Below are 20835 nucleotides of genomic sequence, written 5' to 3' on the forward strand. Positions count from 1 at the left end.
CCCCATCTGTTTGCATAACAGTCTCAGGTATCTGGATAAAAACCGTATCAGATTTACCTTGGAAACTCCGTAGGCCTCAGATTATCGAGCCTTGCTCGGTCTCCTTGAGGTGCCTGCGACCATCCACCGCACCCGCTACAGTGAGGGCATCGGCTTCCTGTTCGGTGATTGGCACGCGCTTGCCTTCGAGCTCGGCAACCGACATGCGCAAGGCCTCGTCGGTGACGATTCGCACCTGCGTGGCCTCGCCCTGGATGTGCATGTCATCGCTGATCAGGGTGCAGCGCTGGTTAGTGGTGTCGATTTCAATAGGCATGGCTTTGTCCTCTTTACTCGGGTCCTATATTTGGGACCGCACGGGTGCAGGGGATGCTGGCAGCAACCGATCAGCGGTCGGCGGCGCACTTGCCGCCAGTGGCGTTGTCCATCGATTAATCCCTACTGCATGGACACAGCCCATGGACGCCTGGTGGCATCAAGTCTGGATCACCCTGGTGGCGGAATTTGCCGACATCACCGATGCCAAGCAGCTTACCCAGGTGACCGTGCGCCTGGTCATGGCGGCGCTGCTGGGCGCCATTCTCGGTTTTGAGCGCGAACTCAAGGGCAAGGCCGCCGGGGTGCGCACCCATATGCTGGTGGCCCTCGGCGCGGCGCTGTTCGTGCTGGTGCCGCGCATGGCCGGGGCCGACGATGCAGCGCTGAGCCGGGTGGTGCAGGGCATCGTCGCCGGTATCGGCTTTTTGGGTGCTGGCACCATTCTCAAGGGCCACGACCAGGATGCCGGGCACGTCAAGGGCCTGACCACGGCTGCGGGCCTGTGGATGACCGCGGCGATCGGTGTGGCGGCGGGCATGGGCCGGGAGGCCACGGCGGTGGTCAGCACGGTGCTGGCGTTGCTGGTATTGGGGGTGATGCCGCTGGTGGTCAATCGCTTCGAGAAGGACGACGAGGACGAAAACGAGGAGGCCAGGAAGCACTGAGGGGAGCCTAGGCTCCCCTCAAAGATTGTTGCGTGCTCTTTTTTTGTTATTGGAGGGCGGCCTGTTGTTGTTTTTGGCGACCGTTGCCTCTGTATCTTTGGCGATCCCCATCCGGGATCAAGAGCAAACGTATTTTTTTGAGCGCTGATCTACCTTCATCATTGCTGATCCAACCGTGACCTGCGCTACCTTGGGTAGTTTTATTGTTCTGTGTCCGGTTGCGGGGCAAGCCCCTGGAAAGCACATCCTCTCCAAAAAAATCTGTTAGCTGCGCCTCTGTCGTGTTGTTCTTGTTATGTCAGAGTCGTTTCGTCTTATTTTTATTGGGTGTGTCGCACTTTTTATTGTTCTTGTACCTGAGATATAGCAGGTGCCGTGCCAACTTTTTAAAACCCAATAAAATCAATGGCTTGAAGATTTTGCGGAAAAATATCCTCGGGAAATTCTGTCGATTTGTTTCCGTGTTACCCGGAATTTCCCTGAAAAGTGCGGGGGCGGTAACACCCGCACGCAGATCAGCCTGTTACCGCTTGTGATTACTGTGCCTGACGGGCGCGAGCCACCCGCGAGCCGCTGGCGCGGCCCAGTACTTCACTGATACGCAAGCCCGCGGCAATCAAGCGCTGCAGGTCGATACCGGTGTCGATACCGAGGCCCTGGAGCATGTACAGCACGTCTTCGCTGGCAACGTTACCGCTGGCGCCCTTGGCATAGGGGCAGCCGCCGAGGCCCGCAACAGAGCTGTCGAACACACTGATGCCTTCAAGCAGGCTGGCATAGACGTTGGCCAGGGCCTGGCCGTAGGTGTCATGAAAGTGTCCGGCCAGCTGGGCGCGTGGCACCTGGGCGCCGACCACTTCGAACAGGCGCCGGGTTGCCCCGGGGGTGCCGGTGCCGATGGTGTCGCCCAGCGACACTTCATAGCAGCCCATGTCGAACAGCTCGCGGGCCACCGGGGCCACTTGCTCGGCGCTGACCTTGCCTTCATAGGGGCAACCCAGCACGCACGAGACATAACCGCGCACCCGCACCCCGTGCTGACGCGCCGCTTCGATGATCGGCACGAAGCGCTGCAGGCTGTCGCTGATCGAGCAGTTGATGTTGCGCTGGGAGAACGCCTCGGAGGCGGCGGCAAAGACGGCCACTTCCTTGACCCCGGCCGCCAGGGCATCTTCAAAACCGCGCAGGTTCGGCGCCAGCGCGGCGTAGGTCACCCCGTTGCGCTGCTGGATATTGGCAAACACCTCGGCGGAGCCGGCCATCTGTGGTACCCACTTGGGGGAAACGAAGCTGCCCACTTCTATATAAGAAAGGCCTGCCGCACTCAGGTCATCGACCAGGCGAACCTTGTCGGCCACGCTGATGGGCTGGGCTTCGTTTTGCAGGCCGTCGCGCGGGCCGACTTCGACCAGGCGGACTTTTTCAGGCAATGACATGGGCAGGATTCCTCAGGGCTCAATGGCTGTTTTTCTGGTTGTTCAAGGTCGCGGCCAGGGCTTGCTCGCAGCGCTCTTCGGCAGTGTCCAGCTCCAGTTGCATCTGCTGGATGTCGAGCAGTTGCTGTTCAAGCTGGGCGCGGCGTTCGGCGATCTTCGCCAGCATGCTGTGCAATTGCTTGAGGTTGCCGCTGGACGGGTCATACAGCTCGATCAGTTCACGGCACTCGGCCAGGGAAAAACCAATGCGCTTGCCGCGCAGGATCAGCTTCAGGCTGACCTTGTCGCGAGCCGAATAGACCCGCTCCAGGCCGCGACGCTCCGGGCTGAGCAGGCCCTGTTCTTCATAGAAGCGAATGGCCCGGGTGGTGATGTCCAGCTCGCGGGACAGGTCGGAGATGCTGTAGGTCTGGCTGCTCATTGCTTGGCTCGGGAAAAGGGCATGGAGCTAAGCTAATTGCAGGTTGACGTATACGTCAAGCAAAGGATTGGTGGGGCTTGCCCCGCCATAGCTCCCTACACCTCAGCCATGGCCGCCCGCTCATCCTGCGCCACCACACCCTGACACAGCTCGATGATCTGTTCGCGCATCCAGCGGTTGGCCGGGTCCTGGTCGGTGCTTTCGTGCCAGTACAGGTGGGTTTCCAGCGGCGGCACGTCCACCGGCAGGTTGACATGGTTGAGCTGGTGGCGGCGGGCGAAGCGCTCCGGCACGGTCATGACCATGTCGGTCTGCTGCAGTACTTGCGAGGCCATCAGGTAATGCTGGGACCGCAGGGCGATCTTGCGCTGCACGCCCATCTTGCCCAGGGCCAGGTCGACATAGCCCAGGCCATTGCGGCGGCTGGAGATATGGATGTGGGTCATGCCCAGGTAGTCATCGAGGCTGAGCTTGTCCTTGAACAGCGGGTGGCCCTGGCGCATGGCGCACACATAGCGGTCTTGCATCAGCTTGACGTGGCGCACTTGCGGGTCGGTGTTGAGCGGCGCATCGACGGCAAAGTCCAGGCGCCCGGCGGCCAGTTCCTTGGTGGTTTCCCGGCGCTTGCACAAGAAGCTTTCGATCACCACCGCCGGCGCCAGGCGTCGCAGGCGCTGGAACAGCAGCGGCAGGATCACCGCCTCGGTGAGGTCGGTCATGCTGATACGAAAGGTCTTGCTGGCCTGCAGCGGGTTGAAGATGCGGCTCTCTTGCACCGACACGCGCAGCAGCGACAGGGCATTGCGCACCGGGCCGATGATGTTCTGCGCCATAGGCGTGGGCACCATGCCCTGGGCGGTGCGCACGAACAGCGGGTCGTTGAAGGTTTCGCGCAGGCGCGCCAGGGCGTTGGACACCGCCGGCTGGGTAATGCCGACGATCTGCCCGGCCCGGGTCAGGTTGGCTTCGGTGTAGATGGCATCGAAGACGATGAACAGATTCAGGTCGACCTTGCTCAGGTTCATGGGCGCTGCTCTTGTTGGTGTTATCCGTGGATCATATATCGGTTATGAATGTTTATACACGCCGAGAATAGGCTAGGTGGATTTTACCGGCTGATCTAGGATCGATAACAGATCCCTTTTCCACTGAAGGTACTGCCCATGGATTTCGCCTATTCACCCAAGGTCCAGGCGCTGCGTGAACGTGTCACGGCGTTCATGGATGCCTATGTCTATCCCGCCGAAGCGGTGTTCGAGCGCCAGGTTGCCGAAGGCGATCGCTGGCAGCCGACCGCGATCATGGAAGAGCTCAAGGCCAAGGCCAAGGCCGAGGGTTTGTGGAACCTGTTTCTGCCGGAGTCGGAGCTGGGCGCGGGCCTGACCAACCTCGAATATGCCCCCCTGGCCGAGATCATGGGCCGCTCGTTGCTCGGCCCCGAGCCGTTCAACTGCTCGGCGCCGGACACCGGCAACATGGAAGTGCTGGTGCGCTACGCCAACGAAGAGCAGAAGCGCCAGTGGCTCGAACCGCTGCTGCGCGGCGACATCCGCTCGGCATTCGCCATGACCGAGCCGGACGTGGCCTCGTCCGACGCCACCAACATGGCCGCCCGCGCCGTGCGTGACGGTGACGAGTGGGTGATCAACGGCCGCAAGTGGTGGACCTCCGGCGCCTGCGACCCGCGCTGCAAGATCATGATCTTCATGGGCCTGAGCAACCCGGAAGGCCCGCGGCACCAGCAGCACTCGATGATCCTCGTGCCTACCGATACCCCCGGGGTAAAGATCGTCCGGCCGCTGCCGGTGTTCGGCTACGACGACGCGCCCCATGGCCACGCCGAAGTGCTGTTCGAGAACGTGCGCGTGCCTTACGAGAACGTGCTGCTCGGCGAGGGCCGCGGTTTCGAGATCGCCCAGGGGCGCCTGGGCCCGGGGCGCATCCACCACTGCATGCGTTCGATCGGCATGGCCGAGCGGGCCCTTGAGCTGATGTGCAAGCGCTCGGTGGAACGTACCGCCTTCGGCCGGCCTCTGGCGCGCCTGGGGGGCAACGTCGACAAGATTGCCGATTCGCGGATGGAAATCGACATGGCCCGGCTGCTGACCCTCAAGGCTGCCTACATGATGGACACCGTCGGTAACAAGGTCGCCCGCAGCGAAATCGCCCAGATCAAGGTGGTGGCGCCGAACGTGGCGCTAAAGGTTATCGACCGGGCGATCCAGATCCACGGCGGCGCCGGTGTCTCGGGCGACTTCCCGCTGGCCTACATGTACGCCATGCAGCGCACCCTGCGCCTGGCCGACGGCCCGGACGAAGTGCACCGTGCGGCGATCGGCAAGTACGAGATCGGCAAGTACGTGCCCAAGGAAATGCTCCGTAGCAGTCATTGATGCTTGCCGTGCAAGTCCGCCTCCTTGTCGGCGGCGGGCTTGCCCTGTGCACGGGTCGAGAACAGCGAAACCAGCACGCCACCGCTGAGCAGGGCAATGGTCACCGCCAGTGACAGCATCGGCGGCACGGCGCCAATCAGGCCGTGGTAGAAGATCTTGCCGCCAATGAACACCAGCACCAGCGCCAGCGCGTACTTGAGGTAGATGAAGCGGTGCATCAGCGCCGCCAGGGCAAAGTACAGCGCCCTTAACCCGAGAATCGCGAAGATGTTCGAGGTGTAGACAATGAACGGGTCCTGGGTGATGGCAAAGATCGCCGGCACGCTGTCGACGGCGAACACCAGGTCGGCCAGCTCGATCAGCACCAGGGCCAGGAACAACGGCGTGGCATAGCGCAGTGCCTTGCTCTGCCCGGGCGGGGTGATGTGCACGAAAAAGCGCGGGCCGTGGATCTCGTCGGTTACCCGCATATGACGCCGGACGAACTTCAGCACCGGGTTGTTGGCCAGGTCCGGGTGGGAATCTTCGCTGGAGAACAGCATCTTTACCCCGGTGAACAGCAGGAAGGCGCCGAACACGTAGAGGATCCACTCGAACTCCTGCACCAGCGCACTGCCCAGGCCGATCATGATCGCCCGCAGCACCACCACGCCGAGAATCCCCCAGAACAGCACCCGGTGCTGATAGCGACGAGGGATGGCGAAGAAGCTGAAGATCATCGCCATGACGAACACGTTGTCCATCGACAACGACTGCTCGATGAGAAAGCCGGTGTAGAACTCCAGGGCCTTCTGCGCGCCCAGCTCGAACCACACCCACACGCCGAACAGCACCCCGACGCTGAAATAGCCGCCATACAGCAGCAGGCTCTCGCGCATTTCGATTGCGTGCAGCTTGCGGTGCAGCACGCCCAGGTCCAGTACCAGCAGGGTCAGGACGATGCCGAGAAAGGCCAGCCAGAACCACAGGCTGGTGCCAAGGAAGTCGTTGTCGAGAAATACCTGTAGAGCTGCCATGAGCCCCTCCTTAATGTCGACGTTGCTGAGCAACAGTGACTCCGACATGGCGGCTTGGCAGCCGTCAGAGGGGCCCGGCGTCACTAGGGACAAGCCTAGACCCGGAGAACCAGGGCGCCCAATCGAGGCTGTAACAATTGATTGCCCCGCCTGGCAGGCAGTGGCTCAGTAGACCCACACCTCGACCCGCCGATTGCGGATCCGCCCTTGTTCGGCGGTGTTCGCCGCCACTGGCAGTTCGTCACCCAGGCCGATTATTTCGCGCAACTCGACACCACTACGAGCCAGTTCCCGGCGCACTGCCATGGCCCGCAGCCGCGAGAGCAGGGCGGCGCGCTGCGGGTCATCCTTGGCATCACCAAAGCCCACCAGCACCACCCTGTTACTCAGTTTGTGCTGCGCCTGCAGGTACTGGACTACCCGCTGCACATCGCGCAGGGCCTTGTTGTCGAGGCTGGCGTTACCCTCCTGGAAGCGGAAGTTGACCGACAGGCGCCGGGCATCATTGGCAAGGCCCAGGTAGCGGCGCGGCATGTCGGTACGGGGCTGAACCTTGATGCTCTGCACCTGCTGGCCGACGAAGCCGCTGCCGGTGACGATGGCCTGGCCCTGGGGGCTTTGGGCGAACTCGACCAAGGCGCGGGCCAGGGGGTTGGCCTGGCCGGGGGGCAAGTAAAAGAACAACCGGCGCGACAGCGGATAGTCTTCGCTGGCCACCAGCGCCGCTGTCGGCAACATGGCCCGGGACTCACCGTCGGCAATCGCCACGACCTTGGCGCCGTGCACCGTGGCCAGGCTGCTGAAGCCGATGGCCTGGCGATCGCCGAGCACCTGGCTGGCCAGTTGCTCCGCCGATTCGAAACGTTTGGTGTGGTCGGCCAGGGCTTGCCGTGCCGGGTCGAGGACCAGCGCTTTGAAGGTCTCGAAGGTGCCGGAGCGGTCATCGCGGGCGTACAGGTTGATCGGGCCGCTGCCGATGCCCAGTTGCTCCCAGCGGTCGATCTGCCCGCAGAAGATCTGCGCCAGCTGGGTGGTGGTCAATTGCGGCAGCGGGTTGTCGGGGTGGACGATCACCGCGACGCCGTCCAGGGCAATGATCTGCTCGGCGGCGGCACTATTAAGGTCGCCCAGCGCTTGCAGCTCGTTCAGTTCGGCTGGCTTGATCGGACGTGAGGAAGCCGCCAGCTCCGCTTGGCCGGATTTGAGTGCAGTGAAGCCAGTACTGGAACCGTGGGCGGCGATGTCGATGCGCAAGGCCTGGCCGTTGCTGTCCAGGGCACGGACCTGAAGCTCGTTGGCGGCGTCGCTGCTGACGATGCTGATGGCGCTGGCGCCTTGCTGCGCGAGCAAACCTGAGACCAGCGCCGGTGCCAGCGCGGCGCCGATGGTGTTGGAACCCTGAATACGCAATTGCGCCTGCGGGTCAGCGGCGCCAATCAGCGGGAGCAGGCAAAGCACAAGCAGGGAGAGGTGGCGCAACATGCCGTCTGGCACTCATGGGCAAAGGGTGTGCCGGGAGATTAAGACAGCCATGTGACCGGGGGATGACAGGCTGTGGCAGGAGCGGGCTTGCCCCGCGATAGCATGCTGCCTGCCAGATCGCATCGCGGGGCAAGCCCGCTCCTACAAAGCCTGTGGGAGCGTTTATCAGTTCAATTCAAGCCAGATCGGCGCATGGTCCGAAGGCTTTTCCATGCCGCGCAAGTCATAGTCGACGCCGGCGTCCTTGATCCGTGGCAACAACGCCTGGGAAGCCATGATCAGGTCGATGCGCAGGCCGCGTTTGGGCTCGTCTTCAAAGCCGCGGCTGCGGTAGTCGAACCAGCTGAAACGGTCGGCGACTTCCGGGTGCAGGTGGCGGAAGCTGTCGACCAGGCCCCAGTTTTTCAGGCGCGCCATCCACTCGCGCTCTTCCGGCAGGAAGCTGCATTTGCCGGTCTTCAGCCAGCGCTTGGCGTTGTCGGCGCCGATGCCGATGTCGCAGTCTTCTGGCGAAATGTTTACATCACCCATTACCAGCAACGGCTGGTCGTTCTGGAACTGGGTTTCCAGCAGTGCCTGCAGATCGCTGTAGAAACGCTGCTTGGCCGGGAACTTGGTCGGGTGGTCGCGGCTTTCGCCCTGGGGGAAGTAGCCGTTCATGATGGTGATCGGCGTGCCATCGGTATCGGCGAAGGTGCCCCAGATGAAGCGCCGTTGGGCGTCTTCTTCATCGCTGCTGAAGCCCTTGTGCAGGCTCAGTGGCGCCTGGCGCGAGAGCAGGGCGACGCCGTAGTGGCCCTTCTGGCCATGAAAATGCACGTGATAACCCAGGGCCTGGACGTCGGCGAGCGGGAACTGCTCGTCGCTGACTTTGGTTTCCTGCAGGCCGATGACGTCGGGCTGGTGCTTTTCGATCAACGCCGCCAACTGGTGGGGCCGGGCGCGCAGGCCATTGATGTTGAACGAGACGATCTTCATGGGCAGCACAATCCTGGTAAAACCCAGGATGCTAGCCGACATCGGCGGCGCCGGCCAGCGTGGCGAGCCACTCGATAGGTTGCTAACCTGTGCCACGAGGTGAACGTTGGCACCGCGAACACCTCAAAGGCAATGAATGCCCATTTCCGGAGGTTCGCCAGCATGCCCGAATCGACTGCCGCACCGGCTGAAGTCCGTCTGCTCGATGGCGGCTACAGCCGCGAGGCGCGCTCCCTGCTGTATCACGCCTATCGCCACGAACCGACCTTTGCCTTTCTGTTCGAGGCCCGGCGTCCGGGGTTCGACCAGCGCATACGCGCCACGGTGCGCGAGCTGGTCAACCAGCATTTTCTCCAGGACCTGCCCGCCATCGGCCTGCTGGTCGAAGACCGGCTGGTCGGCATCGCCCTGATCGCCCCGCCGCAGCGACGCCTGGGCATCACCGAAAGCTGGGCCTGGCGCATGCGCATGGTGCTCAGCACCGGCTTTCGCTGCACCCGCCGCTATTTGGACTACCAGGCCGCACTGATGGCCTGTCTGCCCAGTGATGCGGTGCATGTGTTGCCACTGTTGGGGATCCATCCGCAGTTTCAGGGCAAGCACTACGGCGAACAATTGTTACAGGCTGTGCACGATTGGTGTGCCGTGGATGAGCATTCCGAGGGGGTGGTGCTGGACACCGGCAACGAGCACTACCTGGCGTTCTATCATCGACAGGGCTATCAGGAAATTGGCGAGATCGCTGTAGGACCGGTCCACGAACACGTGTTCTTTCACCCCAATCCGCAGTCGTCGCAACAGGCTTCGGCCTGAATTGCGTAACGGCGAGGAAAACCTCGGGCTCCATGCTGCCGCCAAGCTCTGGTAGCATCCGCGCCTATGACGTATTCAGGACGATTCACCTGCGGTTTGATTCTATGGGTTGCCAGCATCGGCGCGTATGCGCAAAGCGAGCTGGTGGTCCGGGTCAAACCTGCCAATAACGAACTCAAGGCCAATGTCGAAGGCTATATCGGCAGCCTTGGTAAACGCGATGAAGAGGCGCTGCTGCGCTTCAGCCGCGGCGCAGTCGAGCAGGCGCGCAAGGCCTCCCAGGCCCTGGGCTATTACCAGGCGCAGATCGATAGCGAGGTCAAGCCAGCGGCCAAGGCCGACAAGGGCCCGCAACTGGTATTGAGCATCGATCCCGGCGAGCCGGTGCACTTGCGTGATGTGACCATCCGTATCGACGGCCCGGCCAGCGAGCTCAAAGCCTTTCGCATTCCCGACAGCAAGGCGCTGCGCTCAGGCGCGATGCTCAACCATGGCCATTACGAAGACGCCAAGCGCCTGATTCAGAACCAGGCCTCGCGCTATGGCTTTTTCAGCGGCCATTTCGTTCGCCAGCGCCTGGCGGTCGATCCCCAGGCGGGTGTCGCCGACATCGAGCTGATCTACGCCAGCGGCCCGCGCTACCGCCTGGGCAAGGTCAGCTTCGCCGGCGATACACCGCTCGATGAAGACCTGCTGCAACGCATGGTGCCGTTCAAGGCCGACACCCCCTACGATTCCGAGCTGATCGCCGAGCTCAACAACGCCCTGCAATCGAGCGGCTACTTCGAAGGCGTACGGGTCGATGCCGCGCCCACTGCCGCGGTCGAGCAGAGCATCCCGGTGGCTGTCCAACTCGACACCCGCAAGCCACGGACCATGGGCCTGGGCCTGGGTTTTTCGACCGACGTCGGGCCGCGCGGCAAGGCCAATTGGACCCGCCACTGGGTCAACCCGCAAGGCCATAGTTATGGCTGGGAGACCGAGCTGTCGGCGCCGCGGCAGAACGTCGGCCTGTGGTACGACATTCCGCTCGACCCGCCGCTGACCGACAAACTGCGTTTTGCCGGCGGCTACCAGAATGAAGAAATCGCCGGCACCGACACCGTGAGCAAGCTGCTCACGGTCGGCCCGGAATGGCACAGCAAACTGCCCAGCGGCTGGCAGCGGGTCATTTCGCTCAAGTACCAGCGCGAAGAGTACAAACTCGGTGACGACTCGGGCCTGAGCAACCTGCTGATGCCCGGCATCAGCTATTCCTACCTGCGCAGTGACAACCGTATCGACCCGCATAACGGGTACCGCTTGCAGTTCGATGTACAGGCAGCCAAGGAGGGGCTGGTGTCCGACACCAACCTGCTGCACGCCAATGTGTTGCTCAAGGGCCTGACCACCCTCGGCCAGAACCATCGCTTCCTCGGCCGTGTGCAGTTCGGCGGTAGCGCCACCAACAGCTACAAGAATTCCGTTCCGCCGTCGCTGCGCTTCTTCGCAGGTGGTGACCAGAGCGTGCGGGGCTACGATTATCAGACCCTGTCGCCAAAGAACTCCGATGGCGATCGCATCGGCGGCCGTTACCTGGTGGCCGCCAGCGCCGAGTACCAGTATTCGGTTGCCGAGAAATGGCGGGTGGCGACCTTCGTCGACCAGGGCAACTCATTCAACAATCTGGAGCTTCCCAGCCTCAAGACCGGTGTCGGTATCGGTGTGCGCTGGGTGTCTCCGGTCGGGCCGCTGCGTCTGGATCTGGCCCGCGCGCTGGACGACGACGGCGGTTTGCGTTTGCACTTCTCCATGGGGCCGGAACTGTGAGTCGGGTTATCAAATTCATCGTTCTTGGCCTGCTGGCCTTGCTGCTGTTGCTGGTGCTGGGTGTCGGCCTGGTGCTCGGTACTCAGGCCGGCAGCCGCTGGGCACTGGGGCTGGTGCCGGGGCTGCAACTGGATAACTTTCAGGGCCGCCTGGCCGGGCAGTGGCAGGCCGAGCGCTTGCTGTGGGAACAAGGCGGCGATCGCGTCGAGCTGGTCGCGCCGGCATTGGCCTGGTCGCCGGCCTGCCTGCTGCGTATGACCCTGTGCATCGAGCAGCTGCAAGCCGATCAGGTCAACCTGGCCTTCGCCCCTGGCGAGCCGAAGCCCGACAGCGGGCCGTTGCAACTGCCGCAACTCAAGCTGCCGCTGGCCATTGAGCTTGGCAGTGTGCGCATCGGCCAGCTACGCCTGGATGGCAACGAACAGCTCAGCCAGTTGCAACTGGCCGCGCACTGGACCACCGGCGGGCTGCAGATCGACAGCCTGCAACTGCAACGCGATGATCTCAAGCTGAACCTGCAGGGCCTGCTCAAGCCCGAAGCCGATTGGCCGCTGCAGGCCCAGGGGCAGCTGCAGTTGCCCAGTGTCGACGGGCAACCCTGGCAACTGGCGTTGCAGGTCGACGGCGACCTGCAGAAAACCCTCAAGCTCACGGCTGACAGCAGCGGTTATCTGCAAGCGCGCCTGAGCGGCGAGCTGCAGGCACTGGCGCAGAATCTGCCAGCGCAACTGCAGATCAGCAGCGAGGCGTTCAAACCTTCGGCCGCGCTGCCCGACACCTTGCAACTGAACCAGTTGCAACTGAGCGCCAAGGGCAACCTGCAAAACGGCTATCAACTGCTCGGTTCAGCCAGCCTGCCTGCCGAACAGGGCCCGGTGGCGCTCAAGCTGCAAGGCCGGGTTGATGCCAAGGGTGCAGAAGTCAGCGCCCTGGACCTCAGTGCTAGCGCCGAGCAGGCGCTCAAGCTCAAGGCCAAGGCCGACTGGCAGCAAGGCCTGAGCGCAGACGCCAGCATCGACTGGCTGGATTTTCCCTGGCTGCGCCTCTATCCAATGGACCCGGCACCGGAAGTTTCCCTGCGCCGCTTCACCGGCCAGGTGCAATACCGCGATGGCAACTACCAGGGCGAATTCAACGGCGACCTGGACGGCCCGGCAGGCACCTTCAGCCTCAGTAGCCCGTTCAAGGGCGACCTCAAGCAAGTCAGCCTGGCGCAGCTTCAGCTGAGCGCGGGCCAAGGCAAGGCCACCGGCAGTGTCGGCGTGCAGTTTGCCGATGGCGTGGCCTGGGATGCCGCGCTGGAGCTGTCGGCGTTGAACCCTGCGTACTGGCTGGCCGAGTTGCCCGGCACCCTGGCTGGCCCCTTGCGCAGCAAGGGCGAGATGAAAAACGGCGAGTTGCGTCTGGATGCCGAGCTTGACCTCAAGGGTCGACTGCGTGGCCAGCCCGCTGTGCTCAAAGCGCTGGCGCAAGGGGCAGGGCAGCAATGGACCCTGGGCACCCTGGACATCCGCCTGGGCGACAACCACATCAATGGCAGTGGCAGCCTGCAACAGCGTCTGGCCGGTCAGATCGATATCAACCTGCCACGCCTGGGCCAGCTCTGGCCGCAGCTGCAAGGCCAGGTCAAGGGCCGCCTGGAGGTTGCCGGTACCTTGCAGGCCCCCCAAGGCAGCTTCGTTCTGCAGGGCCAGCAACTGGCCCAGGCTGACAATCGCGTGCAGCGCCTGAGCCTGGATGCACGCCTGGACAACGCCCAACGTGCACTCATCGACCTTGAGGCCGGCAGTATTCGCCTGGGCGATACCAGCCTGGGGATGCTCACGGCCAAGGGCAGCGGTGATGTTCGTCAGCAAAAGCTGCAACTGGCCCTGGACGGGCCGCAGCTCAAGCTTGACCTGGGCCTGGATGGGCAACTGGACAAGGGCAACTGGCGCGGGCGCCTGGCAAGCGGCGAAATCCAGGCCGGTGGCCAGGACTGGCGCCTGCAGGCGCCGGCAAAACTGCAGCGCCTGGCCAGCGGCCAGGTGGAGTTCGGCGCCCATTGCTGGCGTTCCGGCCAGGCCAGCCTGTGCGGCGAAGACCAGCGCCTGGCGCCCGAGCCTCGCCTGCGCTATCACCTCAAGCAGTTCCCGCTGCAGAGCCTGGCGCAGTGGCTGCCCAAGGATTTTGCCTGGCAGGGCCTGCTCAATGCCGACATCAACCTCGATGTGCCGGCCAGCGGGCCCAAGGGCACCATCCTCATCGATGCCAGCGGCGGCACCTTGCGCGTGCGTGAAAAGGACCAATGGCTGGACTTCCCCTACCAGACCCTGCGCCTGCAAAGCACCCTGGGCCCGAGGCGCATCGATACCCGCCTGGACTTTCACGGTGACAAGCTCGGCGAGCTGGCGGTCAATACCCGGCTTGACCCGTTGGCAAAGAACAAACCGTTGAGCGGTGACTTCCGCCTCAGCGGCCTGGACCTGGCCATCGGCCGTCCGTTTGCGCCGATGGTCGAGCGTTTGAATGGCCAGCTCAATGGCAGCGGGCGCCTGTCTGGCACTTTGCTGGCGCCTCAGGTCAATGGCAGCCTGAACCTTGTACATGGCGAAATCAGCGGTGCCGAGCTGCCGATCAGCCTTCAGGACCTGCAACTGCAAGCGTTGATCGCCGGCGAACAGGTCCAGCTCAACGGCAGCTGGAAAAGCGGCGAAAGCGGCCAGGGCAGCCTGAACGGGCAGATCGGCTGGGGCCAGGCCCTGGCTGTAAACCTGGCGCTGCAGGGCCAGCGCCTGCCGGTCAACGTCGAACCCTATGCGGCCCTCGAAGTGGCCCCGGACCTGAAAATCAGCCTGATTGACGACAAGCTTGCGGTGACTGGCAAGGTGCTGGTGCCCAAGGGCAAGATCACTGTGCGTGAACTGCCGCCGTCGACGGTCAAGGTCTCCGATGACACGGTGATCCTCGGTCACCAGACCGAGGAGGGCAAAGCGCCGATGGCCATGGCCATGGATATCGACGTGCAGGTGGGCCAGGACAAGCTCTCGTTCAGCGGCTTTGGCCTTACCGCCAACCTGCTCGGGCACGTGCATATCGGCGACAACCTCGATACCCGCGGTGAACTGAGCCTGGCCGATGGTCGCTACCGTGCCTATGGCCAGCGCCTGACCATCCGCCGTGCGCGCTTGCTGTTTGCCGGCCCTATCGATCAGCCGTACCTGGACATCGAGGCAATTCGCAAGACCGATGACGTGATTGCCGGCATCCGCTTGAGCGGCAGCGCCGAGCAGCCCACCACCCAGGTGTTCTCGGAGCCGGCCATGAGCCAGGAGCAGGCCTTGTCCTACCTGGTGCTCGGCCGGCCGCTGGGCACCACTGGCGAAGATAACAACATGCTCGCCGAAGCGGCGCTCGGCCTGGGCCTGGCGGGCAGTGCCGGGATCACCGGCAGCCTGGCCTCGAGCCTGGGCATCGATGACTTCCAGCTCGACACCCAGGGCAGCGGCAACAACACGGCGGTGGTCGCCAGCGGTAACCTGACCGAGCGCTTGAGCCTGCGTTACGGGGTGGGTGTGTTCGAGCCGGCCAACACCATCGCCTTGCGCTACAAGCTCAGCAAGAAGGTTTACCTGGAGGCGGCCAGTGGCCTGGCCAGTTCCCTGGATATCTTTTACAAACGTGATTTCTAGAGGTGCCAATGATCAGCGCACGGTCGCCGCTGCGATGAACTCGTTGCTGTCGATCGTGGGTTGGGCCGGCGTGGACACCCGCTGCGGAGTGATCAGGCTGGTGTACTCCTCGATCAGCCGGTTCAACGCTTCCGGTGGCTCACAGGCCTGGAACTGCATGCGGATCTGTACTTCATCGGGGTCGCGTGCGGCATCGCCGTTGCGTTTGCCCTGGCTGCCGACCGTCACATAGAAGCGTTCGCGCTGCAGGTTTTCACTGGCATCGGTGGTCTCGGTGTTTTGAATCCGTACCGACAGGTCGACCTGCATGCGCTCCAGTGCCAGCCCGCGCGGCGACACCAGCGCGATCAGCGGGATCTGCATAGTGTGCTGGTCATCCATTGCCACTTCGACCATCTTGGCTTTCATCGGCGCGCCAAGCGTCTCGGCGTCGTAGTCGAAAAACTGGTCGAACAGCTTGATGTACTGCTGGGCAATCAGGTGGTTGGTGGCCGCAGCGGCTTCCTGCAGGCCGCGGGTAATATCACAGAGGTCGCTGGCGGTAATGGGGGCGTTCACTGCCGAGGTTTGGTCCAATCGTTCCCACTCCTTGTGCTCGTCAGCAGGCCTCTCGAGCATGAGAGGCCTGGGTTTTTATTTATGCTGCACGATCAGATGGCTGTTTCTTTGCGGCTTTCCTGTTCGTCAGGCATCGGCAGTGCCGAAACCGGCATCGCATCGAGGTTTTGCGCGGTGGCATCGGCCATGACCACAGGCTTGGTCGCCGCGTCGGTGAGAAAGTCGATGACCCGCATCAGCGCCTCGGGTGGGTCCTAGCGGCGTACCTTGGTGTTGAAGGCGTAACGTGCACGGGTATCGGTTTTGCGAGTTTGAGTGGATTTGTGGCTGACCTGGCCTTTGACATTGAGCCTGAATTTGCCCCAGCCCAGCGACGCGCCGAAACTTGCCTCTTTGCCGCTCTCTTCGGTGCTTTCGGCTTGCTGGCTGATGGTCAATTCGAATTCGATGTTGCCTTCTTCGATGACGATGTTGGGGTGAGTGACCGCTGCCAGCAGCGGGATCTGCATCTTCTTCGAGACAGTTCCCTTGTACACCCCTTGTTCATCGGTGATGGTTTCGTCGTAGTCGAATTGAATGGCGACGGCTTTGCCATTCTGGATGCACACGCCCATAAGAAAGTCGGCGTACGACTTGCTTGCCGAAATCTGTGCCTGGATCATCGCCTGCAGAGGTCCCGAGATCATCCGGTCCAGTGGCAAGGCGTTCATTACCGAGCCGATCAGGCCATTGTCGATTGTTGCCATCAGAGATTTCCTTGTCTTGATTGCACATCATTGTGCGGGGTTGCCTTGAATGCCGGAGTTATCGGCTCAAGTCGATGACGCTTAGCGCGGGCAGGGTTCCTGGCGACGGATATTGCCGATCTGGCGCAGGCTCAAGCCGTACTTGTTGGCGAGCATGCTGCGTGACAGACCGTCGGCGCTTTCCTGCTGGATTTGCTGGTTGCGCAGCTGGCGCAGAAAATGGTCAACCTTGGGGATCTCCAGGGCCATGCCGGCGAAGCGCTTGATCAGCGCATCCAGCGCCGGCGCCGGGAGAATTTCCGCCAGTGCGGTGCGTTCGCGGTGCTTGGGAATGTACTTGGGGCGCCCGCCAAAGGCGCAGGTCAGGTTGTAGGCATTCTCGATGCCCAGGCATTCGATCAGCATCTGCAGCGAGTGGGGCAGTTGTTCGATATCGATACGGTTCAGGTCGCTCAGTTCCATGGTGACTTCCTTGTAGGCGATAGTTCGGCACCTTGATGATCCGTGCCAGGCAGCTAGGGCCATTGCAGGCAGCGTCAATGCGACAAATCGCATCTGTCTGTCGTGGCTTGAGCTGGATTCTCGGCTACTGGACGGAAGGCGGGCTAGGCAGCAAGTGGGGCGGCAAGGGAGGGCTTTATGTACGCTTTCTGTAGGACGAACCATGCCGATGGGTGGGAAATGAATTGCGACGTAAGCGCAACGCCTTGATTACCGGGTGCCATGGCGATGGTGACCTTCCTAGGTTGAGCCACCCATGCTTACTCGCAAGGGCGTGCCAGCAACAGGCTGACCTGGCCCAGGTAGGGGGTTGGATGGCTGACGCCCTGTTCGGGGAAACTGCGCCAGTCGACCCACACGCACAGGGCGGTCAACGCCTGCGTGCCAGCCTTGCCGATGACCCTGGGGTGAAAGTCGCGGCGATAGCGCACCTGCGTCTGCTTCAACGGTCGTGCCTGATCGGCGCTGGCCAGGGTGCTGGCTACCAGTGCCGGAATTTGTGCCTGGGGCACATCGAAATGCTCGGTGTGCGGGTTGCTGTGCAGATGCCCGGCCTGTCGGCTGCGTTGCCAGAGTTGTTGCCACTGGCTACTGCCGGCGCTGTGCGCCAATTGTGCAGCCAGTTCCAGCAGCAAAGCCTGAGGTTGGGATTCGGTGGGCAGGGCATGGGCATTGAGGGGGCCGAGCAGCGCCAGGCTGAGCAGCAGGGTTCGCATCGACATGGTGATCCTTGCGTTGGTCTGGGCAGTCGTCCGGGAAGCCATGTTGGCAATGCTGCGGGGCGGGCAGAAGCGGGAAATAGTCCGCTGCCTGCGGGTGACGTTGTATCATGCGCTCGGCCCGCTTCGGGGCTTTTCGCCGATGTCGCAAGGAACTACCCATGACTCAAGGTCAACGCCTGAAATACTCCATCCTGATCTCCCTGCTGGTGCTGGGGATCATGCTCGGACTGTCCTACCTGCAAAAGCAGGGCACCATCAGCGAGCAAGTGTTCCAGTACATCGCCATTGCCGTGGCGGTGGTTGTGGTGGTGGTCAACGGCATCATGCGCCGCAAGGTCAAGCCCTGAGGCGGTAAGCGCGGCCGGCTGCGCGCCGGCCGGTCGCTCAACGGCAGGTGGCTTGCTCCAGTACCGCGCGGGCCTGGGGGTTGAGGCTGTAGCACTTGTCGTTGCCCAGGCTGATCACGCCTTCGGCGCACAAACGCTTGAGCACTTCGCGAACGCTGAGGAACGACAGCGGAATATCCAGCTGTTCGAGCTGGCTGTGGACCCCGCGCACGCCGATACTGCGGCCATCGCGATCGGCCATGTGCAGGGCATCGATGACCTTCAGGCGGATCAGGCTGGTACGCAGGCCAAAGGCCTTGAGCAGCTCGCGGATGTGTTCATTGCCAGGGCGCTCGTGCTCGCCGGCTTCGGTTCTTGCAGTCACCGGTTGGCTCTTTGTGCGTCCAGGGCCAGCGGTTAGCGCTGGCTGTGGCTGGTTGTACATGTGAATGCTCCATTTCTTGGCCTGTCCAGGTAAGCAAAAGTGTTTGCCTACACCTATAAGACGAATGAGCGCGGCAAAACTGCAGTACCTGATGAAAAAAATCTTCAGCCTCACCCTCTAAAGACGTATTGAGCGGCGCAAACCGGTAAATTTATTTGGCGTATTTCGTTCAGTCAGGACGACCTTTCCCCTGATTGAGCTGGAGTGCGCGTGATCAAGCCCTTTCCCTTAGCGACCCTTTGTATGGCCGGGCTGCTTGCCGGCCTGAGCCTGTCCGTCCAGGCGCGCGTGGCGCCGGGTGATGCCAGCGCTGAAATCCGCCGCAGCAGTTACGGCGTGCCGCACATCCTGGCCAGGGACGAGCAGGGTTTGGGGTACGGTATCGGCTATGCCTATGCACAAGACAACCTGTGCCTGCTGGCTAACGAGGTGGTCACCGTCAATGGCGAGCGTTCGCGTTACTTCGGGCCAGAACAGCGCACCTTCGAGCAGCGCGAAAACCTGCCCAGCGACCTGTTTTTCAATTGGCTGAATACGCCAACGGCGGTGTTCGGCTTCTGGCAGGCACAACCGCCGGCCATGCGTGCACGGCTCGAAGGCTATGCCAAGGGCTACAACCGCGCGCTGGCCGAGTTCAAGGCCCAGGGGCAGGGCGTGCAGTGCCTGCAGGCCGAATGGCTACGGCCGATCACCACCCTCGACCTGGTCAAGCTGACTCGCCGCTTGCTGGTCGAAGGCGGTGTCGGCCAGTTCGCCGAAGCACTGGCCGGGGCCACACCGCCGAATGTCGTCGCCCAGTTGCGCCCCGACCTGCGCATCGCCCAGTTGCGCCAGGAGCAGTTTGCTGTCGAGCGCGGCAGCAATGCCGTGGCCATCGGTGCCGAGCGCTCATTCAACGGTCGCGGCATGCTCCTGGCCAACCCGCACTTTCCCTGGGCCGGCGGCATGCGCTTTTATCAGATGCAGCTGACCCTGCCGGGCCAGCTCGATGCCATGGGCGCGGCCCTGCCGGGCTTGCCGCTGATCAACATCGGCTTCAACCAGCACCTGGCCTGGACCCACACGGTCGACACCTCCAAGCACTTCACCCTGTACCGGCTGGAGCTCGACCCCAAGGACCCGACCCGCTACCTGCTCGACGGCAAGTCGCAGGCCTTGACCCAGCAGCGCCTGAACGTGACGGTCAAGGGCGCGGACGGCCAGCTCAAGCCGGTGACCCGTGAGGTCTACAGCTCGGTATTCGGCCCGATCGTGCAATGGCCGGGGCGTCTGGACTGGAACAAGCAGTACGCCTTCAGCCTGCGTGATGCCAACCTCGAAAACACCCGGGTGCTGGCGCAGTGGGATGCGATGAACCGCGCCGACAGCCTGAAAAGCCTGCAAGCTTCGGTGCAGCGCCTGCAGGGCATTCCCTGGGTCAATACCCTGGCGGTGGACGCCAAGGGTCAGGCGCTGTACTTGAATCAGTCGGTGGTGCCGTACGTCGATGCCGCCTTGCTGGCCAGCTGCAGCGACCCGGCCGCCGGGCAGGAGATGATCGTGCTCGACGGTTCGCGCAGTGCCTGCAACTGGAAGGTCGACCCGCAGGCCGCCCAGGCAGGCATCTTCCCCGCGCAACTGCTACCGAGCCTGAGCCGCAAGGACTTCGTCCAGCATTCCAACGACTCGGCCTGGATGGTCAACCCGGCCACACCGTTGCAGGGCTATTCGCCGCTGGTCAGCCGCGAAGACCAACCCTTGGGCCCGCGCAGCCGCTTTGCCCTGCAGCGCCTGGCGAGCCTGAGCGAGAAGGGCAAGATCAGCCCGGCGGACCTGCAGCAGATGGTCATGGACAACCAGGTGTATGTCGCCGAGCTGGTCATGCCCGACCTGCTCAACTGGTGCGCCGCGCAAGCGGCAGATGCCAAGCTCGGCGCGCTGTGTACCAGCCTCAAGGCCTGGGACCTGCGCGCCAACCTCGACAGTGGCCTTGGCCTGGTGCATTTCCAGAACATCTTGCAGGCTTTGCAGGGGCGCAAGGACATCTGGCGTGTTGGTTTCGACGCCGCCGATCCGCAACACACGCCGCGCGGGCTGGCCGTTGATCGCGCCGAGGTGGCCAGCGCCTTGCGTGAGGCAGCCCTGGCTTCAGTTGCGCAGGTAAGCAAGGCCGGTTTCGCCGAGGACGCGCGCTGGGGGCAGATCCAGCAGGCTGCCGACGGCACACCGATCCACGGTGGGCCGGCAAGCCTTGGCGTGTACAACGCAATCCAGAGCGTACCGGTCGCCGCCGACAAGCGCCTGGTAGTCAGCGGTACCAGCTACCTGCAGCTGGTGACCTTCGATGACCAGGGCCCGCATGCACTGGGGATGCTGGCGTTCTCCGAGTCCAGCGAAGCGGGTTCGGCCCATGCCAGCGACCAGACCCGCGCGTTCTCGGCCAAGCAGTGGCAGGTGATTCCGTTCACCGAGGCGCAGATCAAGGCCGATCCGCAGTACCGCTTGCAAGTGATTCGCGAGGTTGAAAGCGCGACGGTGGCCACGTCCGCGCCTTGA

General features: G+C 62.9%; 18 protein-coding genes and 1 pseudogene. 7 read left to right on the plus strand and 12 right to left on the minus strand.

Annotated elements, in window-relative coordinates; genetic code table 11:
- Positions 1-76 precede the first annotated feature (76 nt).
- Complete coding sequence (locus LOY22_RS09425; RefSeq protein ID WP_045201370.1) at positions 77-316, minus strand: DUF3203 family protein; 240 nt, start codon at positions 314-316, stop codon at positions 77-79.
- A 142-nt stretch (positions 317-458) separates the two neighbouring features.
- Here LOY22_RS09425 and LOY22_RS09430 point away from each other — a divergent pair, with 142 nt between their 5' ends.
- Complete coding sequence (locus tag LOY22_RS09430; protein ID WP_258597199.1) at positions 459-983, plus strand: MgtC/SapB family protein; 525 nt, start codon at positions 459-461, stop codon at positions 981-983.
- Positions 984-1519: 536 nt separating this feature from the next.
- Here the strand turns inward: LOY22_RS09430 and LOY22_RS09435 are convergent.
- The 3 genes from LOY22_RS09435 to LOY22_RS09445 form a co-directional block, all read right to left on the minus strand.
- Complete coding sequence (locus tag LOY22_RS09435) at positions 1520-2419, minus strand: hydroxymethylglutaryl-CoA lyase (RefSeq protein ID WP_045201372.1); 900 nt, start codon at positions 2417-2419, stop codon at positions 1520-1522.
- Positions 2420-2438: 19 nt separating this feature from the next.
- Positions 2439-2840, minus strand: coding sequence for a MerR family DNA-binding transcriptional regulator (locus LOY22_RS09440; protein WP_010226535.1), 402 nt, complete (start codon positions 2838-2840; stop codon positions 2439-2441).
- A 95-nt stretch (positions 2841-2935) separates the two neighbouring features.
- Entirely contained in the window at positions 2936-3865 is a 930-nt protein-coding gene (locus LOY22_RS09445) for a LysR family transcriptional regulator (protein WP_045201373.1), read from the minus strand.
- A gap of 138 nt (positions 3866-4003) precedes the next feature.
- Between LOY22_RS09445 and LOY22_RS09450 the strand changes: the two genes are divergently transcribed.
- Positions 4004-5233 (plus strand): acyl-CoA dehydrogenase, encoded by a 1230-nt coding sequence (locus LOY22_RS09450; RefSeq protein WP_093384950.1) that lies wholly within the window; start codon positions 4004-4006, stop codon positions 5231-5233.
- Here the strand turns inward: LOY22_RS09450 and LOY22_RS09455 are convergent.
- The 3 genes from LOY22_RS09455 to xthA all read right to left on the minus strand — a co-directional run bounded on the left by LOY22_RS09455 (position 5227) and on the right by xthA (position 8709).
- Complete coding sequence (locus tag LOY22_RS09455; RefSeq protein ID WP_213601900.1) at positions 5227-6249, minus strand: TerC family protein; 1023 nt, start codon at positions 6247-6249, stop codon at positions 5227-5229. The two genes, LOY22_RS09450 and LOY22_RS09455, sit on opposite strands and share 7 nt — an antisense overlap.
- A gap of 165 nt (positions 6250-6414) precedes the next feature.
- Complete coding sequence (locus LOY22_RS09460) at positions 6415-7731, minus strand: substrate-binding domain-containing protein (RefSeq protein WP_093384943.1); 1317 nt, start codon at positions 7729-7731, stop codon at positions 6415-6417.
- A gap of 165 nt (positions 7732-7896) precedes the next feature.
- Positions 7897-8709, minus strand: coding sequence for an exodeoxyribonuclease III (xthA, locus tag LOY22_RS09465; protein ID WP_123567403.1), 813 nt, complete (start codon positions 8707-8709; stop codon positions 7897-7899).
- 162 nt (positions 8710-8871) lie between these two features.
- Here xthA and LOY22_RS09470 point away from each other — a divergent pair, with 162 nt between their 5' ends.
- The 3 genes from LOY22_RS09470 to LOY22_RS09480 all read left to right on the plus strand — a co-directional run bounded on the left by LOY22_RS09470 (position 8872) and on the right by LOY22_RS09480 (position 15002).
- Entirely contained in the window at positions 8872-9522 is a 651-nt protein-coding gene (locus LOY22_RS09470) for an N-acetyltransferase (protein WP_093384937.1), read from the plus strand.
- A 66-nt stretch (positions 9523-9588) separates the two neighbouring features.
- Positions 9589-11331, plus strand: coding sequence for an autotransporter assembly complex family protein (locus LOY22_RS09475; protein WP_258597201.1), 1743 nt, complete (start codon positions 9589-9591; stop codon positions 11329-11331).
- A complete protein-coding gene (locus LOY22_RS09480) occupies positions 11328-15002 on the plus strand; it encodes a translocation/assembly module TamB domain-containing protein (RefSeq protein ID WP_258597203.1) in 3675 nt (1224 codons plus the stop codon). The genes LOY22_RS09475 and LOY22_RS09480 overlap by 4 nt, the downstream gene beginning before the upstream one ends.
- A 12-nt stretch (positions 15003-15014) precedes the next feature.
- Here LOY22_RS09480 and LOY22_RS09485 read toward each other — a convergent pair whose 3' ends face one another.
- The 4 genes and pseudogenes from LOY22_RS09485 to LOY22_RS09500 form a co-directional block, all read right to left on the minus strand.
- Positions 15015-15548 (minus strand): DUF2589 domain-containing protein, encoded by a 534-nt coding sequence (locus LOY22_RS09485; protein WP_093387610.1) that lies wholly within the window; start codon positions 15546-15548, stop codon positions 15015-15017.
- 104 nt (positions 15549-15652) lie between these two features.
- A pseudogene (locus LOY22_RS09490) lies at positions 15653-16306 on the minus strand (DUF2589 domain-containing protein).
- An 81-nt stretch (positions 16307-16387) separates the two neighbouring features.
- On the minus strand, positions 16388-16768 hold the full coding sequence (locus tag LOY22_RS09495; RefSeq protein WP_045201382.1) for a Mor transcription activator family protein: 381 nt from the start codon (positions 16766-16768) through the stop codon (positions 16388-16390).
- A 299-nt stretch (positions 16769-17067) separates the two neighbouring features.
- Positions 17068-17529 carry a hypothetical protein gene (locus LOY22_RS09500; RefSeq protein WP_230090834.1) on the minus strand — a complete coding sequence of 154 codons (462 nt, stop codon included), beginning with the start codon at positions 17527-17529 and terminating at the stop codon, positions 17068-17070.
- A gap of 158 nt (positions 17530-17687) precedes the next feature.
- Here LOY22_RS09500 and LOY22_RS09505 point away from each other — a divergent pair, with 158 nt between their 5' ends.
- The gene (locus LOY22_RS09505; protein WP_093384931.1) at positions 17688-17876 is read left to right on the plus strand and encodes a hypothetical protein; all 189 of its coding nucleotides are present in this window, start codon (positions 17688-17690) and stop codon (positions 17874-17876) included.
- 37 nt (positions 17877-17913) lie between these two features.
- On the opposite strand, the gene LOY22_RS09510 is transcribed toward LOY22_RS09505, so the two are convergent.
- Positions 17914-18300, minus strand: coding sequence for a fe2+ zn2+ uptake regulation protein (locus LOY22_RS09510; protein WP_045201383.1), 387 nt, complete (start codon positions 18298-18300; stop codon positions 17914-17916).
- A gap of 243 nt (positions 18301-18543) precedes the next feature.
- On the opposite strand from LOY22_RS09510, the gene LOY22_RS09515 reads away from it, so the two are divergent.
- Positions 18544-20835, plus strand: a complete 2292-nt coding sequence (locus LOY22_RS09515) for an acylase (protein WP_258597206.1) — start codon at positions 18544-18546, stop codon at positions 20833-20835.

Source organism: Pseudomonas sp. B21-035, assembly GCF_024748945.1.
Classification (GTDB): domain Bacteria; phylum Pseudomonadota; class Gammaproteobacteria; order Pseudomonadales; family Pseudomonadaceae; genus Aquipseudomonas.

What these genes read in the sequence shown, in the direction of transcription:
- LOY22_RS09470 (WP_093384937.1), top strand. Translation starts at nt 8,872, where the DNA reads ATGCCCGAATCGACTGCCGCACCGGCTGAAGTCCGTCTGCTCGATGGC.
- LOY22_RS09445 (WP_045201373.1), bottom strand. Translation starts at nt 3,865, where the DNA reads ATGAACCTGAGCAAGGTCGACCTGAATCTGTTCATCGTCTTCGATGCC.
- LOY22_RS09450 (WP_093384950.1), top strand. Translation starts at nt 4,004, where the DNA reads ATGGATTTCGCCTATTCACCCAAGGTCCAGGCGCTGCGTGAACGTGTC.
- xthA (WP_123567403.1), bottom strand. Translation starts at nt 8,709, where the DNA reads ATGAAGATCGTCTCGTTCAACATCAATGGCCTGCGCGCCCGGCCCCAC.
- LOY22_RS09515 (WP_258597206.1), top strand. Translation starts at nt 18,544, where the DNA reads ATGGCCGGGCTGCTTGCCGGCCTGAGCCTGTCCGTCCAGGCGCGCGTG.
- LOY22_RS09435 (WP_045201372.1), bottom strand. Translation starts at nt 2,419, where the DNA reads ATGTCATTGCCTGAAAAAGTCCGCCTGGTCGAAGTCGGCCCGCGCGAC.
- LOY22_RS09500 (WP_230090834.1), bottom strand. Translation starts at nt 17,529, where the DNA reads ATGTCGATGCGAACCCTGCTGCTCAGCCTGGCGCTGCTCGGCCCCCTC.
- LOY22_RS09455 (WP_213601900.1), bottom strand. Translation starts at nt 6,249, where the DNA reads ATGGCAGCTCTACAGGTATTTCTCGACAACGACTTCCTTGGCACCAGC.
- LOY22_RS09495 (WP_045201382.1), bottom strand. Translation starts at nt 16,768, where the DNA reads ATGGAACTGAGCGACCTGAACCGTATCGATATCGAACAACTGCCCCAC.
- LOY22_RS09505 (WP_093384931.1), top strand. Translation starts at nt 17,688, where the DNA reads ATGACTCAAGGTCAACGCCTGAAATACTCCATCCTGATCTCCCTGCTG.
- LOY22_RS09430 (WP_258597199.1), top strand. Translation starts at nt 459, where the DNA reads ATGGACGCCTGGTGGCATCAAGTCTGGATCACCCTGGTGGCGGAATTT.
- LOY22_RS09440 (WP_010226535.1), bottom strand. Translation starts at nt 2,840, where the DNA reads ATGAGCAGCCAGACCTACAGCATCTCCGACCTGTCCCGCGAGCTGGAC.
- LOY22_RS09425 (WP_045201370.1), bottom strand. Translation starts at nt 316, where the DNA reads ATGCCTATTGAAATCGACACCACTAACCAGCGCTGCACCCTGATCAGC.
- LOY22_RS09475 (WP_258597201.1), top strand. Translation starts at nt 9,589, where the DNA reads ATGACGTATTCAGGACGATTCACCTGCGGTTTGATTCTATGGGTTGCC.
- LOY22_RS09510 (WP_045201383.1), bottom strand. Translation starts at nt 18,300, where the DNA reads ATGTACAACCAGCCACAGCCAGCGCTAACCGCTGGCCCTGGACGCACA.
- LOY22_RS09460 (WP_093384943.1), bottom strand. Translation starts at nt 7,731, where the DNA reads ATGTTGCGCCACCTCTCCCTGCTTGTGCTTTGCCTGCTCCCGCTGATT.